Here is a 16,962-nt window from a genome sequence, read left to right as displayed (position 1 = left end):
TGATGTTTTAGCAATGCTTAGTACTTTTTTGGGAATAAGATTCTAAAAAATGTCACTGCGCTAGCCACTATAGGAAATGCTCATGAAGCCTTCTGCTCTCCCCTCTGATGTCAACCTCATGGCCGCCACACCGCCATCGTCTTGGCAGCTATTTTTATCGACGTTCTGCCGAAATAAAGGCGCGGTACTTGGTTTTATTGTATTGGCATTGATGGTTCTAGTTGCCATACTTGCGCCTGCTATTGCCCCTCACGATCCTTACGAGCTGTTCACCGGTCAAGAGCAATTGCCACCTGCCTTTTTAGATGGCGGCAATGCGATGTTTTGGCTAGGCACTGATGATGCAGGCCGAGATACATTGTCTCGAGTGATGTATGGCGCGCGTTATTCATTATTTATCGGTCTAAGCGCAACGACTCTGGCGATGTTGGTTGGTATTTCTTTAGGTCTGAGTGCAGCATTTTGGCCAAAGGTCTGGGGCAAGGCGGTCATGTTGGTCAATGATATTCTGATGTCATATCCGAGCTTGCTATTGGCGATTATCATTGCCGCTATCTTAGGGCCATCTATGACCAATACGATTATTACGATCGCACTGGTCTGTACACCGCCTTTTATTCGTCTGACTCGTGCCACAGCAATGGTAGAGCTACAACGTGAGTATTTTATTGCCTCACAAGTGATGGGCGCTGGCGTGCTCAGATTGTTGTTCATTACTATTTTGCCCAACTGTATGGCACCGCTTATCGTACAGGCAACGATGATTTTCTCGTCTGCTATTTTAGAAGCGGGTGCGATTGGTTTCTTAGGCTTTGGCGTACAGCCACCTGATGCCGAATGGGGCGCGATGCTAGGTACGGCACGTCAATATATTCAAAGTAATGTTTGGCTAGCAATCTGGCCGGGTGTCGCTATCTTCTTAGCTGCACTATCGATTAACCTGACTGGTGATGGCTTACGCGATGCGCTAGATCCTAAATTAAAGCAGGTGACTTAAGATGACTGAACCATTAATTAATACGCCTATCACTCATACGTCTATGAATGGTGCATCAACAAAAGACTCACCATTGTTGTTAGATATTGAGAACCTGTCTGTCACTTTTGGACAAGGAGTGCGTGCCTTTCGCGCAGTCGATGATGTATCGTTAAAGATAACCCAAGGTGAGGTCATCGCTGTCGTGGGTGAATCTGGCTCAGGTAAGTCAGTCACTATGATGGCGCTGATGGGGCTGTTGCCACCTTCTGCGACCGTTCGCGCACAGCGAGTGGTCTTTGACAATAAAGACATGCTCAGTATGTCAGCCAAAGAGAGACGCGGCATCATTGGTAAAGACATCTCTATGATTTTTCAGAATGCGATGTCTTGCCTAAATCCAAGCTTTACGGTTGAGATGCAGCTAGGTGAAGTTCTACGCAAGCATCTTGGTTTACGAGGCGCAGCAGTACAAACACGCATCTTAGAACTGCTAGAGTTGGTCGAAATGCCCGATGCCAAAAACCGTCTCAAAGTCTATCCGCATCAGCTATCAGGCGGTATGAGTCAACGGGTTATGATTGCGATGGCCATTGCTTGTGAGCCAAAACTGCTTATCGCAGATGAGCCAACCACTGCGCTCGATGTCACGGTACAAGCGCAGATCATGGATTTGCTGAGCCGATTGCAACGCGAAAAACAAATGGCGATGGTATTGATCACCCACGACTTGGGACTGGTCGCACAAAACTCGCGTGATGTCGCGGTCATGTATGCGGGACAAGTGGTAGAAACCAGTACCGTACCGGAGATTTTCCAAAATCCTGCTCATCCTTATACCGAGGCATTACTGCAAGCCATCCCAGAGCTCGCTATCGGTCAAGACCGTCTAAACAGCTTGCCCGGTGTCGTGCCAAGTCAATACGATCGCCCAAGCGGCTGCTTACTGTCTCCTCGTTGCCCGTATAAAGAACCTGCTTGCGAAGTACCGCCACCTATTTTAGATACACCCAATGGCAAGGTGCGTTGTATTGATTCTAATATTACTTCTCGCCCCTCTCACGCTGCTACCTTGGAGTCACAAGTATGAGTAATAAAGTGGTCCTAAAAGCAGACAATCTACACAAGCACTACCCAGTATCACAAGGTCTGGGCAAAGCAAAAGCGTACGTGAAAGCGCTCAATGGTGTCTCTTTCGAACTTGAAGCTGGCAAGACACTGGCCGTCGTTGGTGAATCAGGCTGCGGAAAATCTACCCTTGCCCGCCAGTTGACACTGATTGAAGCGCCCACACATGGTGAGCTATTTATCAACGATGAAGGCACCACTGGCTATAGCAGAAAGGCACTAAAAGAGTTGCGTACCGAAATTCAAATGGTCTTTCAAAATCCTTATGGTAGCTTAAATCCGCGTCATACCATTGGCTATCAATTGACAGAACCATTGGATATCCATACCAAACTGTCTAAAGAGGAAAAGCGCGACAAAATCAACGAGATGATGAGACATGTCGGTCTACGTCCCGAACACGCTGGTCGTTATCCGCATATGTTTTCGGGTGGTCAGCGTCAACGTATTGCCCTCGCCCGCGCCATGATGCTCAACCCTAAAATCGTCGTCGCTGATGAGCCAACTTCCGCACTCGATGTATCTATTCAGGCGCAAGTCTTAAATCTATTTATGGATTTGCAAGATGAGTATCGTACCGCTTACGTTTTCATCTCGCACAATTTGTCGGTCGTGCGCCACGTCGCTGATGATGTGATGGTGATGTATTTGGGTCAAGCTGTTGAACACGGCCCCAAAGAAGCGATTTATAATGCGCCAAAGCACCCCTATACCATCGCCCTATTGGCTGCTGCCCCAACGGTAAATGGTCATAAGAATGATTTAACCCTACAAGGTGAGCTGCCAAGTCCGCTCAATCCACCAAGTGGTTGCGCCCTACATAAACGCTGTCCCTATGCCAAGCAGCAATGCAGCGAAATAGAGCCGCAACTGCGCGAATGGGACGGTCGATTGGTTGCTTGTTTACGTTTAGAAGAAATATATGGTTAAGGTGAATAAGATTAAGGTAACTAACGACTAATCAATATTAACCACACCGCGGCACTTAGGAAATTTGCTACAACCAAAAAAGGTCTGACCTTGATTCAGGCCTTTTTTTGCCACGCGCTTGATCATCTCACCGTTACATCTCGGGCAGGTTGGCGTTTGAATTAAATCAGCTGTATGGTCTATCACCTCAATTGTCGCAGGTTCATTAACTTTTGGCTCAGATTCTACGATCTCAAACGGCGTAAGAAAAACCTTATCAGCAATATCGTGCGATGTAATTGTATGCTGAATATCTGCCTGCTGAATGTCCATACTATCAATTGGTAAATCGCTAGATTCAATGTCAGTCTGACCCGACCATCGATGCACTTCCCTACTTTTTAGAATAGCTCGTTTAGCGGTCTCTTTTACTATCGGCTCTGGTATAGACTCATGAGCCACTTTAGCAGTTGGTTTATCATTAGCGTTACCGCTAGGCTGCTTATTCGTATTCTGGCTTGGATTGCTATGCTTGTCTTTTAGATAGGCTTTATGCTCTCTATTAGTGCGCCAAGATTTACTAAATCTATTACTGTTAATCTGCTCAACGATGGATATGACCTCGTCTTCAGTCAGTAGCTTATCTTGTTTCTTCTTTACATAAGACACTATCCCACTCGTCAATACATGTTCAGGCAACTCATCACGAGTTTTCAGCTCACACTCACCGATGAAAGCAATCATCGAATGAAAGTAGCTCAGCTCCAAGTCCAATAAATCTGCGAGCGTCTTGATATGCAAATAATTTTGGCGCAGTGGGTTCTGGAATTTGAATTTACTTCCATTCGGGAATGATTGCGTGCACTGTCTTTGGTTCTCGCTACCATATATCCACCCTTTATAGTTTTTGGTTTCAATCACAAAGATGCCGTATACAGAAACGATGATATGATCGATTTGGGTACTGCCACCATTGGCTCTTGGCAAGGTAATACCGTTTAAACGGTGGTAGACGTCTTTTTCAAGCTTTAGCCACATAGCGACGTTGATGACGGTCTCACCTAAGAAGCCTTTGAAGGAGGATTTTAGGGACATAATAGCGATCTTTAGAATGGTTATAGAATGTGCTAAGCGTAATACCAAAACTCTTTAAATTTAATTAATCAGCACTCTCTTACGATGCTTTAAAGGCTTGGCATAGGCAGAAGAACATGATTTGATATGTTTATAAAAACTCTTATAAACCCGATCATATTCTTCATCAAGCTGTTTAAGTACATCTAAAGTACTATCGCTAGGATTAACTTCATGTTCATGCTGTGCATTTATCAGGTTTCCCCCTGCATTTAAAAACAACTCATATTTTTTCTCAAGCTCTGGAAAATATAAAGCTATTAATATTTCTATCTTGCCACCTTCTCTATAAAATTCATCAACGTCTAAAGCTTCATCGCAATTGCTTGAAAAACTTTTGGATTGAACTTCCTGAATAATGGCTGCAAAATCAACCAGTCTAAAAACCACTTCCTCAAACTTTATTCTCAAAAAGGCTTCATACTCCTTCTTGCGTTCAGCTCTCTGAGTAATGAGAATACCGCACAGTCCAAATATTCCGATTATGCAGGCTGCTATCAAGCCTTCACTTAGTTCAATCTGTTTTAGCCATGTAATAGCATTTGCCAGTTCGATACTATCCATCTAATTTTTCCAGTTCTGTAGTCATATAATTTATTTTTATATGAGAGCTGCACAAGCCGTGAAACTTAGCTTCGTGAGCAATCAGTCTATTCTAATTTACCACTAAATCATCATGTTGAGGCACAGAATTTAGTACTGATTGCAGCAGTTATTTTACCGATAGCCATATTGATGAAAGCAGACCAAAAGAAAAATCAAAGATTAAGCCATAAAAAAAGCCACCAGATTTCTCTGATGACTCTTTTTTTAAACACTAACTAAGTTAGGTCTATCACACCAAACTATTTACCGCTTCAATCACAGCATCCGTCGTGATACCAAACTCTTTATACAAGTCGCTAGCAGGAGCAGATTCGCCATAAGTCGTCATACCGATGACTTTGCCATCTAGACCAACGAACTTATACCAGTAATCTACATGCGCGGCTTCTACTGCGACGCGAGCACGAATATTGGCAGGCAATACCGCTTCGCGATAGCTAGCATCTTGCTCGACAAAAATCTCAGCACATGGCATAGACACTACACGTACGCCAACACCATTTGCGCTTAGTTTTTCATACGCTTCCATCGCTAAGCCAACTTCTGAACCAGTGGCGATAATGATTGCTTGTAGCTCGCCTTGCTCTTTTGCCAGTACATAGCCACCTTTGGTGATGTTAGCGACTTGCTCGCTATCACGTGCTTGATGTGGCAAGCTCTGACGGCTAAAGATCAATGCTGATGGGTTGTTTTCTGATTTGATTGCTTCTACCCAAGCACTCGCAGATTCAGTCGCATCACACGGACGCCATGTACGTAGGTTTGGCGTGGTACGTAGGCTAGTTAATTGCTCAACTGGCTGATGCGTTGGGCCATCTTCACCCAGACCGATAGAGTCATGGGTATAGACGTGGATGACGCGCTGCTTCATGAGTGCGCCCATACGTACTGCGTTACGTGCGTATTCCATAAACATGAGGAACGTCGCTACGTAAGGGATAAAGCCGCCATGCAATGCGATACCATTGGCAATCGCAGTCATACCAAACTCGCGTACACCGTAATAGATATAGTTGCCGTCAGCATCTTTTTCGATGCCTTTAGCACCTTTGAATAGCGTCAGGTTCGAGCCAGCTAGGTCGGCTGAACCACCCAATAGTTCTGGCAATAATGGCTGCAAGCTGTTGATAGCGTTTTGACTGGCTTTACGACTAGCAACATCCCCACCCGCTTCTTGAGTTTGCTGAATATAGGCTTGCGCTTGACTAGCAAAGTCAGCAGGCAATTCGCCATTTAGGCGGCGTGATAATTCTGCTGCAAGCTCTGGGTAGGCTTTTTTATACGCTTCAAAGTCTGCGTCCCAATTCTTTTGCTGGACGTCGCCTTTGGCTTTGGCATCCCACGCTTCATAGATTTCGTCATCTAATTCAAATGGAGCATGCTTCCAAGACAGCGCATCACGGGTTAGAGCAATTTCGTCATCACCAAGTGGTGCACCATGACTGGCTGCTAGACCTTGTTTATTCGGGCTACCAGCACCGATCGTGGTTTTACAAATGATTAGACTTGGCTTAGCAGTCTCTGCAATCGCTTGCTCAGTCGCTTGCGTGATTGCATCAGTATCGTGACCGTCAACTTTGATCACTTGCCAGCCGTACGACTCAAAGCGCGCTTCAGTATCATCAGTGAACCAACCTTCGACATTACCGTCGATTGAGATGCCATTATCATCATAGAAGAATACTAATTTGCCAAGAGCTAGCGTGCCAGCCAATGAGCAAACTTCATGACTGATACCTTCCATTAAGCAACCATCACCTAAGAACGCATAGGTATGATGATCGACGACGTTATGACCGTCACGGTTGAACTGTGCGGCTAGGGTTTTTTCTGCGATTGCAAAACCAACGGCATTAGCAATACCTTGTCCTAGTGGACCAGTCGTCGTTTCTACACCAGGCGTATAACCAAGTTCAGGATGCCCTGGGGTTTTTGAATGCAGCTGACGGAAACCTTTTAGGTCATCAACGCTCACATCGTAACCTGATAAATGTAGCAACGAATAAATAAGCATCGAGCCATGACCGTTTGACAGTACAAAGCGATCACGGTTGTGCCAATTAGGATCAGCTGGATTGTGCTTCAAAAATTTGCGCCACAAAACTTCGGCAATATCAGCCATACCCATTGGCGCACCCGGATGTCCAGAGTTGGCTTTTTGAACCGCGTCAAACGACAGTACACGGATGGCATTGGCTAGTTTACGTTCGCTAATTGGAGCTGGCATAGAGTGTCCTAATATTCGAATGAGTCGTATAAAGATAAGAGGAGAGTTTACTCAGAGGATAATCCATCAAAAACACAACAGGCGTCCTCAATGGATAGGCTATAAAATAAAAATGCAATATTAACATATTTGCTATGAGCCTAGCCAAAAATGCGATGACAAGACCGTTTATATTTAGCAATGACTCACATCAGTTTTGTTAAACGATAAACACTGACGGACTTTTATTTAAGTTATAAATAATAAGCTGCGAGTGACCTAAGTGACAAGCAGCTCATTACTTATATTCAATTTATTAAACTGAAATAGTCTCAGCACCGCCCATAAACGGACGTAATACTTCTGGAATCGTAATGCTGCCATCAGCGTTTTGATGATTTTCCATCACTGCTAGTAGCGTACGACCAACCGCCAAACCTGAACCGTTCAAAGTATGAGCTAAGCTGGTTTGCTTGCCATCTTTGACACGAGTACCCATACGGCGCGCTTGGAAGTCACCACAGTTAGAGCAGCTAGAGATTTCACGATAAGTATCTTGGCTTGGTAACCATACTTCGATGTCATAAGTCTTTTGTGCGGCAAAACCCATATCGCCAGTACATAGCTGTACTGTGCGGTATGGCAACTCAAGCTGCTGCAAGATATATTCAGCCTGCCCTGTCATTGCCTCAAGCAACTCATCAGATTGCTCAGCGGTAGCGATGTTGACCATTTCAACTTTTTCAAACTGATGCTGACGAATCAAGCCACGGGTATCACGCCCGTGCGAACCAGCTTCACTACGGAAACATGGTGTATGCGCGGTGAATTTTAATGGGAGTTCTTTAATATCTAAACGCTCGCCGCGTACCAAGTTGGTCATTGGTACTTCAGCAGTTGGGATCAAATAAAAATCCATTTCATCGTTATTCGTGTGATTGCTCAATTTAAATAAATCATCTTCAAACTTAGGCAACTGACCCGTACCTTTCAAGCTATCGCTATTAACGATATAAGGCACATAGGTCTCAAGATAGCCGTACTTCATCGTGTGCGTGTTCAACATGAATTGAATTAGTGCACGATGCAATTGCGCCAATTGTCCTTTAAGCACGTTAAAACGGCTACCAGTCAACTTAGTCGCTGCCTCAAAGTCCAGCATACCAAGTGTCTCACCGATATGAGTATGATCTTGAATTTCAAAATCAAACGTACGCGGCGTGCCCCACTTACGCACTTCTACGTTATCATCTTCTGACGTACCGACTGGTACATCTGCAGCAGGAATATTTGGAATTTGCAAGGCTGCTTGAGTGATACGCTCTTGTAGCGTACGTAGCTCGTCTTCCGCAGCTTTAATCTCACCGCTAACGCTTTGCATCTCAGCCAATAGCTCACTGGCATCTTCGCCTGATTTTTTTAGGGCACCTACTTGCTTTGCACCAGCATTACGGCGCGATTGCAACTCTTCGGTTTTGACTTGTAGAGACTTACGCTCGTTTTCAATCGTCTGCCAGAACTCCATATCAAGCTCATAACCACGGGTGGCTAGCTGCTGTTGTAGGTCGCTTAAATCGCCGCGTAAGAGTTTCGGATCAATCATAGTAGTTGCCTGTAACACTAAAGGTGAGTAAAAGGTTTAAAAGTATTATTTATAGAGTAATTGCCTAGCGCATCGCTATCACAGTCTTTGTGATAACCGGCTATGACGTTATGTTTTATATCAACATATCTTGTAGACGCTATAATACCAAGACACGGCAGATTTGACCATGTTTTGGATACCTTTGACTGCTTTTCCCTGTTTTTGGCTGACTTTCACTAGCTTTTGTTCATTATGCCAATCGCTTATCGCAAGTTATTCTAATTCTAATTTCTCACTTTTGCTTTCGTCTAGTCTTAGTAAGCTGAGTATAGAGCGTGAACTACGTCATTAATATGACATCTATCCGTGAACAGTCTTGCTTATATGTTTCATTTAGGAGTACTTTTCGGTAAGATAAGCGCATACCTTTATTCACTTCTAGCCAAGTACAGCATCGCTGCTTCGCTTTGGCAGTTTTAATCCAACGCTTTTAATATAAGTATTTGAGAAACCTTTATGGCCCTGTACCCCTACACGCTCCAACCTGTCGCCTTAAACCTAACTGAGGCTGAATTTCACCAAGCACAGTATGAACTGTTTGCCAGTGCCAGCCCTTCTTTTGGTTTATCAAGCTTTAAGACCAAAGAGTGGATCATCATGGCAGTGGTTGTGGTACTCGCTATTGCAGGACTTATCTTTGTGACAGGCTATTCAACCATTATATTTTGGTTGATGCTGGTTGGTGTGGTGATTTATCTATTGGCACGTACTTTAGGTTTTAAATGGTACGTAAAAAGAGAATTTGACAAACAAGTGGCCGACCAAGAGATGCCAGATGAAATGCGCCAAATGAAGTTAGGTGTACAAAAGCATGGTCTAGTCATGGCGATGCCAAGCAACCAGCCTGATATGATGAAAAACTCGCAAATGCGCGGTATGCAAATGCGTGCAGGCGCAACTCAGCAAGCAATTATTCCTTGGACCTCTATCAAGAGTTGGGATGAGACTGATGACTATATCTTTATGATGTTTGAGCTAAAAGGTCAGCAAGGTAGCCAAATCGTACCGAAACGCTTGCAAGCACAGAAGTTTCCTATCGATACGATACGTCAACATTTACAAGAAGTGGTTCCCGTTAAAGGCTTAAATCCTGAAAACTTGCAGCCACCAGCGTAAATGTAATGAGGTCTCTCTATCGTTTAGAAAAACAGTAAAGAGACTTGGTTTTAGTTTTATAAAACCAATCGTAAAATTGTATTTATTAAATTTAACTTATTAATAATAGTTTGCTATTATTATAAGCATCAAAGGAAGAGATAGAGTTTATATTGATAGGTACAGATAAAAACTAAAGTATTTTCGCTGTATTTCAATTGATTAGAGTCTTTATTCTTCTTTATTTATTATCATATAACTACACTCACACTATAAGGACAATACTATGAGCAATTCTAACAATGCTACTAACCAGATCGGTCTAGAAAAAGCAGACATGAGCGAAGTCATCGCCAAGTTAAACAACCTACTATCGACGTATCACGTGTTTTATCTAAACGTACGTGGCTATCACTGGAATGTAAAAGGTGAGCATTTCTTTACTTTGCATCCACAATTTGAAGAGCTATATACGTCACTACAATTACAAATTGATGAAATCGCTGAGCGTATCTTGACTTTGGGTGGTACACCACTCCACGCTTACAGTGATTTTACACAGCATACTAGCATCAGCGAAGACAAAAACGTCAAAGATGGCACAAGCTGTGTCAAAGGCGTAGTCACTGGCTTACAAGCGTTAATTGCAGAGCAACGCCAAGTATCAGCGTTAGCAGAAGAGAGCGAAGACCAAGGTTCAGCTGACCTAATCGATGCCTACGTACAAGAGCAAGAAAAACTGGTATGGATGTATAACGCGTTTTTGGGTTAAGAATCGTTAGATTTTACTAGGCTAAATTTTAATAAGCCTAATGATCATCAAATACTAAATAATAAAAAAGCACCTAATTAGGTGCTTTTTTATTGTCTATCTTTTAGAAAAGACTGTTTTATTTTTTGATCCATTGACGCATTTTTTCACGTTCAGCAGGCGTGGCTTGTAGCCATACTTGCATAAACGCATCTAACGTACTAGTAGAAGTATTTACGCTAGATGTTTGCTTAACAGTGGTCGTGCCAGTGTTGACGTTGCTAGTAGAATTTACTACTGGTTGATCTAAAGAGGCGATAGCACGTTGGTTCTGTAACTCTGCATCACCTGCACCGCCGAACACGCCGCCTAGCGCTTTGCCAAGGCCTGAAAATAGACCACCTTGGTTACCGGCCATACTTTGCTGGCTAGCAATGACAGTATTGTTTTGTTGCACAGCGAGCGTAGGCTGCTTGGCATAGTCTTTAGCAGCTTCATAATCTTCTGGTTGATTAGGCATAGTCAAACGATATGTTTGATTGTCGGCCAATTGTGCCGTCACACTGACATTACCTGAACGCAAATAATCATGCTCATCACGACGCAAGTTATATAAACGGTCATACTTAGCAGTAATAGCATGTTGTCCAGGCTGTAACGTAAATGTTTTTTGCAGCGGCTGAAAAGCGCTCTGCTGAATTTCCTGCCCATTAATAGCGGTTACTTTGATATGGTCATCAACCTGTAGAGTCACTGCTGCCTGTGACAACATAGAGACCGAGGCAGCACCTACCAACAACGTGCCTATCGTTAATTTTTTTAGCAAAGAAGCATTCGATTTCATAAGTTATTCCATTAATAGTAAAAGCGAGTTGGACAAAAGATTCGTATTCTTACGGCTATTCATTTTTTGCTGCTAAAGGTCTTACTGCTAAGAGTTTTGCTGCTAAAAATCAAGTGGCATCGTATGTTGGTCTTGATCAGGCGTGTCGTTATCTACTTGCGTCTCTTGAGCGATATCCGCCAACTCTGCGGCAAGCGTTTGCTCATCAATGGTACGCAGAGCATCACTTATGACTGCTTTTGAGATGTTACTGCGACCAAGGTTAGAGAACATTGGTTGAATATAATTAAGTACTTCCATCATCGCACCGATACGATGCGGTCCATCAGTTAGTAAGTGATCAATAATTCGATCGTCAAACTGCCATCCGCGCCGACGCAAAATAGACTGTAATAGTGCTTGTCTATCTGCAAAATCATGACCAGTAGGCACTTTAAAGGTTGGTGCTTGTGCCAAACGCGTCATTAAATCTCTTAACTGAAATGGTAAATCATCAGCGGGTTTATTAGCGGCAAACAACAACTGGCGTTGCCCTTCTCGACTACGATTGATCAGGTGAAATAAAGCTTCTTGCCACTGACTGCTTTGCTCAAGCACTTCCAAATCATCAATGGCGATAAGATCAAAGTTTTCTAAAGATGATAGTACGTGGACATCTGTATGAATCAGCTCATTAAGGGACAAACAGATAGCCGATTTGTCCATCTCGACAAATGACTCGCAAATAGCAGACAGCAAATGAGACTTACCTGTAGCAGGGCTACCAAACAGATATAGTTGACCGATCAGGCCGACATGTAACTGCCGTACTGCATCAATAATCGACATCCAACCGGGACCGGCAAAGTCGCTAAGACTTGCATCGTGCTTAATGTCCAGATTGAGACTTAGCTGTGCTTCTGCCATGAATCATCAACTCGTGTTACGTAGTGCAATGGAAAAATATAATAAAAAAGATAGATTGTTTTGAGCTGTATTCATTATTATCAATACTAGCCGATACAACTGTAGTTAATGGCCCTATATCCTTTGCAAAAATAGGTCAGTCACTTTGTCGAAAACAACGTTAGCAAAACTGGTACCAAAACGGTTGATACTATCAACACTGCGCCTATATATATAACATATTTACAAAATGACTGACAAGTCTTTTACCCATTAAGCCTTATCAATCATTGCGTTCCTATCCTAGTATTGCATATCAATATTTATCTAGCATGTTCAATAATAAGATAATTATCTTTTTTCAAACAGTGCCAGTTGTTTACGGCCTTTATAAAAATCAGTGGTTCGATAATAGCTGTATAAATGGCGGAACAGCACATTTAAGACAGCGGACACTGGTAAGGCAATAAGCATACCGACAAAACCTAATAGACTTGCACCCGCCAATACGGCAAATATGACCCACAATGGCGATAGACCAATCTTATCACCTAACAGCAATGGTTGTAGGATATAACCTTCTGCAGCTTGTCCAATCAAGAACGCACCTACGACCAATGACAAATACGTCCAGTCCAATCCGAACTGAAATAGGCAGGCGATAATAGCTGCGATAAAACCAATACCAAACCCTAAGTACGGCACAAAACTGGCAATACCTGCTACCATACCAATGATAAGCCCAAGCTCTAATCCAATGAGCTGTAACTGTACAGCATAAATAGCGCCTAGCAATACCATCACCAGCAATTGACCTTTGATAAATGCCATTAATGCCAGATCACATTCCTTAGCTATTTCAGTCACTTTTTGGCAGTAAGCACCTGGTATCGCCATCTTCCAGTTATGCAAACGCTGATCCCAATTAAAGAGGAAGTAAAAGGTCAAAATAGGCACTAATACAATAAGACCTGCATTATTGATGAAGTTCATACTTGAGGTCAGTATTTGGCTCATCATGGTGCTAGCATCAGCGAACTTATAGTTCGTTTGCATATAATCGACGAGGGTATCGGAAAATTCTTTCGACTCTAGTTCAGGCAGTTTGATACGAGTATTACTATTGAACCACTCTCGCACGACTTGGTTATACCAATTAAATATCTTTGGCAAATAATCCCACGCCGCTTGCAGCTGATGCCATAGTGTCGGTACTAACCACCATAATAATAACGCCATCCCCAGAGTAATCGTCGAGTAGACAATAATAATCGCGACCCAGCGCTTAATGTATTTCGATAGGCGCTTGACTAGAGGATTAAATAGGTAAGCCAGCATAAAGGCAAAAACGAAAGGTACGATGACTGGCATCATTAAATACAAGAGAAACACAGCAACAACTAATGCCACGACAATAAATAAACGCCGAAAAAAAGGATCTATTGGTTGGTTCATCATGGCAAATAATCCTATAGTTGGACGAGGTTAAAAAAAGTGACAGGTTTGAAAAAGTGCCCGTGAGTCAGTCAGTAATAGCGATTTCTAAATGATATAACTATAGTCATCACAATGTGTCACTAGGCGAATTTCCTTCTTTTCTCATTAGTTTTAGCTAGCTAAACTGAGACGTCTTAAAATTCCTAAAAAGTCTAATTTTTAATAAATTTATGTTTATTAGTTTTTATTCTGTCAATCATATTTGGACTTGTATTAAAGCCATTATCGACAATAAATTTAGCGTTCTATTATCGCAGAGTACAACAAAAAATCAGTCATTTTTTGTTTCTTAACCGCTTATTTGCCACTTAATGCAAATCTTAGTCAAATATTGGCAAGTTGCTTTGCGAGTACGGTCTGTTTTTGGGTATAATGCGCGCACTGTCTTTAAACTTTGCTTTTGAACTTTATAACGCTGATTTTTGCGTGCTCAATTACTTTACCTTCTAATCCCAATTATCTATCCCCAACTGTGAGATGACTATGAGTGACAAGCCTTCTTTAAGCTACAAAGATGCCGGTGTTGATATCGATGCAGGCGATGCTTTGGTTCAGCGAATCAAGTCCGTTGCAAAAGCCACTACTCGTCCTGAAGTCGTGGGTGGACTTGGCGGTTTTGGTGCGTTGTGCCGCATACCAACAGGTTATACCTCACCATTATTGGTTTCTGGCACTGATGGCGTCGGCACCAAACTAAAACTGGCGCTACAGCTGAACCGTCATGACACGATTGGTATTGATTTGGTCGCGATGTGCGTCAATGACCTATTGGTTTGCGGCGCAGAGCCACTATTCTTCTTAGACTACTATGCAACTGGTAAGCTGGATGTTGATGTAGCGGCGACTGTCGTGACTGGTATTGGTGATGGTTGTAAACTAGCTAACTGTGCGCTTATCGGTGGTGAAACTGCTGAAATGCCAGGCATGTATCAAGATGACGATTACGATCTAGCTGGATTCTGTGTAGGCGTGGTTGAAGAAGCAGAAGTTGTCACTGGTGAAAATGTCGCAGAAGGCGATGTACTGATTGCACTTGCCTCAAGTGGCGCACACTCAAATGGCTACTCATTGGTTCGTAAAGTCATCGAAGTTAGCGGTGTGGATGTTACGAGTAGCGATGAGCAACTAGACGGTCAGCCTATTCAAGACGCTTTAATGGCTCCTACTCGTATCTATGTAAAAGCAATCAAAGCATTACAAGATACGCTTGGTAGCTCAGCTTTACATGCGATGTCACACATCACGGGTGGTGGTCTAACGGACAACCTGCCACGTGTACTACCTGATAATCTAGCGGCTAGCATCGATACCAATAGCTGGCAGTTCTCAGAGCTATTCACTTGGCTACAGACCCAAGGTAATATCGCACAGAGCGAGATGTACCGTACCTTTAACTGCGGCGTTGGTTTTGTCATCGTTATGCCAAAAGACAAAGCAGAAGCTGCTATCCAGACTTTAACTGATGCAGGCGAAACAGCTTGGCAAATAGGTGAAATGGTCAAACGCAGCACTGATGACCAGGCGGATGCAGTGGTGTATCGTTAATGTCAATTGATATTGCAAGCCAGCCTATCAAACCATTACGCATTGCTGTTCTAGTCTCAGGAAGTGGTAGCAACCTGCAAGTATTAATCAATGCCATGCAAGCAGGGGCGCTACCGATTGAAACCGTTGGTGTCATTAGTAACCGTGAAGATGCTTATGCGTTGACACGTGCTAAAGATGCCAATATTCCAGTTGCAGTATTGTCACACGTTGCTAGTGGTAAACGTATGGGCATCAAAACATTTGAAACCCATGCCAACGAGCAGCTAATAGCGTGGCAACCTGACTTAATCGTCTTGGCTGGGTTTATGCGTGTATTAAGTGGCTCATTTATCGATAATGTACCAGCGCCCATGATTAATCTTCACCCTTCTCTACTTCCAGTTTATAAGGGTTTAGATACTCACAAACGAGTCATACAAGCGGGTGAACGTCGTCACGGTTGTAGTATTCATAAAGTGACAGCGGAGCTTGATGCAGGACAGGTATTGACTCAAGCCGTATTAGATGTCGATATCAACGACACCGTAGAGAGCTTAAAGTCACGGGTACAGAAACTTGAACATCAGTTGCTACCTTGGACGATTTTACTACTAGCAAAAAATGTATTGTCACTTGAAGCAAATAATACATCATCGCAAACGGAAACTTATTTACCTAAGTTGCCTTTGCAATTGCTGATAGACGGATAAAAATTTAAGCCTATTATAGTCAGTCTTTTATAAATAAGATACAATGCTTTTAAAATAAGCGAAGTAGCAGAAGAATCCATGACCTATTCAGCAGACTTTCGAGCGCAAGTGATTAAGAGCGTCAAAAACCAAGATATGACTATCCGTCAAGCTTGTATGTTCTATAACGTTAGCAAAACTGCATTACAACGCTGGCTGAAAAACCCAACTATCAAACAAACGCGGGATAAACCACCCAGTAAAATACCGAATGAAGCATTATTAAAAGACGTTGAACAGTATCCAGACGATTACATGTACGAGCGAGCACAGCGTTTGGGTTGTAGCAAATCAGGCATTGAGATTGCCTTAAAGCGTTTGGGTATCAGTCAAAAAAAAGACCTTGGAACATCCAAAAGCCTGCCCGATAAAAAGAGCTAAGTATCAGAGTAAGCTTGATAGTTTAATGCAGGAAGGCTATCCCATTGTTTATATGGATGAGAGCGGCTTTGAGGCTGAAACTATCAGACCTTATGGCTATGCACCAATCGGTAGCCCTTGTATTGATCGCTACAACTGGCAAGCCAAAAAGCGAACTAACGTTATCGGTGCTCTGTATGAAAAGATGCTGTTTGCACTTGATTACTTTGAACAGAATATCAACAGCCATATATTTTATGACTGGTGTAAGTTCACGCTAATTCCAAGTCTCAAGACTAAATGCGTGATTGTCATGGATAATGCTCAGTTTCATAAAAATAAACGTATTCAGAGATTACTGAATAGACATGGTCATCGTATTCTATGGCTACCACCCTACAGTCCTGATTTAAACCCTATCGAGAAAAAGTGGGCACAGGCTAAGTTTCTACGACAAGGGTGGATGGAGAATAATTTACCTAAACTCTTTCATGATATGGGTTGTATCTCTTTTATTCTGGATTGGTAATCCCCCCAATAAATAAGAACACTTACAAATAGAGATTAACTGCTAAAATACACCAGCAGGAGAATCCTATGAAAAAGACACGCTTTAGCGACAACCAAATCGTCAACATCCTAAAACAAGC

The 16,962-nt window shown here is 42.8% G+C and carries 16 protein-coding genes; 9 read left to right on the top strand and 7 right to left on the bottom strand.

Annotated elements, in window-relative coordinates:
• Positions 1–82: 82 nt before the first annotated feature.
• From JMX07_RS11735 to JMX07_RS11725, 3 genes are read left to right on the top strand one after another with little or no spacing between them, the layout of a single operon-like run.
• Positions 83–997 carry an ABC transporter permease gene (locus tag JMX07_RS11735; protein WP_201608113.1) on the top strand — a complete coding sequence of 305 codons (915 nt, stop codon included), beginning with the start codon at positions 83–85 and terminating at the stop codon, positions 995–997.
• 1 nt (position 998) lies between these two features.
• Complete coding sequence (locus JMX07_RS11730) at positions 999–2,066, top strand: ABC transporter ATP-binding protein (protein WP_201608112.1); 1,068 nt, start codon at positions 999–1,001, stop codon at positions 2,064–2,066.
• Entirely contained in the window at positions 2,063–3,034 is a 972-nt protein-coding gene (locus JMX07_RS11725; RefSeq protein ID WP_201608111.1) for a peptide ABC transporter ATP-binding protein, read from the top strand. The genes JMX07_RS11730 and JMX07_RS11725 overlap by 4 nt, the downstream gene beginning before the upstream one ends.
• Before the next feature lie 27 nt (positions 3,035–3,061).
• Here JMX07_RS11725 and JMX07_RS11720 read toward each other — a convergent pair whose 3' ends face one another.
• The 4 genes from JMX07_RS11720 to serS all read right to left on the bottom strand — a co-directional run bounded on the left by JMX07_RS11720 (position 3,062) and on the right by serS (position 8,562).
• Complete coding sequence (locus tag JMX07_RS11720; protein ID WP_201608109.1) at positions 3,062–4,108, bottom strand: NERD domain-containing protein; 1,047 nt, start codon at positions 4,106–4,108, stop codon at positions 3,062–3,064.
• A gap of 60 nt (positions 4,109–4,168) precedes the next feature.
• Positions 4,169–4,711 carry a hypothetical protein gene (locus JMX07_RS11715; RefSeq protein WP_201608107.1) on the bottom strand — a complete coding sequence of 181 codons (543 nt, stop codon included), beginning with the start codon at positions 4,709–4,711 and terminating at the stop codon, positions 4,169–4,171.
• A gap of 271 nt (positions 4,712–4,982) precedes the next feature.
• Positions 4,983–6,980 (bottom strand): transketolase, encoded by a 1,998-nt coding sequence (tkt, locus tag JMX07_RS11710; RefSeq protein WP_201608105.1) that lies wholly within the window; start codon positions 6,978–6,980, stop codon positions 4,983–4,985.
• 295 nt (positions 6,981–7,275) lie between these two features.
• Entirely contained in the window at positions 7,276–8,562 is a 1,287-nt protein-coding gene (gene serS / locus JMX07_RS11705; RefSeq protein ID WP_201608103.1) for a serine--tRNA ligase, read from the bottom strand.
• A gap of 498 nt (positions 8,563–9,060) precedes the next feature.
• On the opposite strand from serS, the gene JMX07_RS11700 reads away from it, so the two are divergent.
• Entirely contained in the window at positions 9,061–9,720 is a 660-nt protein-coding gene (locus JMX07_RS11700) for a YcxB family protein (protein ID WP_201608101.1), read from the top strand.
• Between the two features lie 265 nt (positions 9,721–9,985).
• Entirely contained in the window at positions 9,986–10,471 is a 486-nt protein-coding gene (locus tag JMX07_RS11695) for a Dps family protein (protein ID WP_101206316.1), read from the top strand.
• Positions 10,472–10,589: 118 nt separating this feature from the next.
• On the opposite strand, the gene JMX07_RS11690 is transcribed toward JMX07_RS11695, so the two are convergent.
• The 3 genes from JMX07_RS11690 to JMX07_RS11680 form a co-directional block, all read right to left on the bottom strand.
• The gene (locus JMX07_RS11690) at positions 10,590–11,294 is read right to left on the bottom strand and encodes a DUF2057 family protein (protein ID WP_201608100.1); all 705 of its coding nucleotides are present in this window, start codon (positions 11,292–11,294) and stop codon (positions 10,590–10,592) included.
• Positions 11,295–11,396: 102 nt separating this feature from the next.
• Positions 11,397–12,200: a DnaA regulatory inactivator Hda gene (gene hda, locus JMX07_RS11685; RefSeq protein ID WP_160022557.1), complete on the bottom strand. Its 804-nt coding sequence runs from the start codon at positions 12,198–12,200 to the stop codon at positions 11,397–11,399.
• 330 nt (positions 12,201–12,530) lie between these two features.
• Positions 12,531–13,637 carry an AI-2E family transporter gene (locus tag JMX07_RS11680; RefSeq protein ID WP_191114044.1) on the bottom strand — a complete coding sequence of 369 codons (1,107 nt, stop codon included), beginning with the start codon at positions 13,635–13,637 and terminating at the stop codon, positions 12,531–12,533.
• Positions 13,638–14,159: 522 nt separating this feature from the next.
• Between JMX07_RS11680 and purM the strand changes: the two genes are divergently transcribed.
• From purM to JMX07_RS13620, 4 genes are all read left to right on the top strand, one after another.
• Positions 14,160–15,221: a phosphoribosylformylglycinamidine cyclo-ligase gene (gene purM, locus JMX07_RS11675; protein ID WP_201570979.1), complete on the top strand. Its 1,062-nt coding sequence runs from the start codon at positions 14,160–14,162 to the stop codon at positions 15,219–15,221.
• Positions 15,221–15,913, top strand: a complete 693-nt coding sequence (gene purN / locus JMX07_RS11670; protein ID WP_201608099.1) for a phosphoribosylglycinamide formyltransferase — start codon at positions 15,221–15,223, stop codon at positions 15,911–15,913. The genes purM and purN overlap by 1 nt, the downstream gene beginning before the upstream one ends.
• A 78-nt stretch (positions 15,914–15,991) precedes the next feature.
• A complete protein-coding gene (locus JMX07_RS13625; RefSeq protein WP_227684817.1) occupies positions 15,992–16,333 on the top strand; it encodes an IS630 transposase-related protein in 342 nt (113 codons plus the stop codon).
• Positions 16,296–16,841, top strand: coding sequence for an IS630 family transposase (locus JMX07_RS13620; protein ID WP_227684815.1), 546 nt, complete (start codon positions 16,296–16,298; stop codon positions 16,839–16,841). Before JMX07_RS13625 ends, JMX07_RS13620 begins: the two co-directional genes overlap by 38 nt.
• Positions 16,842–16,962: the final 121 nt, after the last annotated feature.

Source organism: Psychrobacter immobilis, assembly GCF_904846235.1.
GTDB classification, from domain to species: Bacteria; Pseudomonadota; Gammaproteobacteria; order Pseudomonadales; family Moraxellaceae; genus Psychrobacter; species Psychrobacter immobilis_C.
This window is presented reverse-complemented; position numbering and strand designations above follow the sequence as displayed.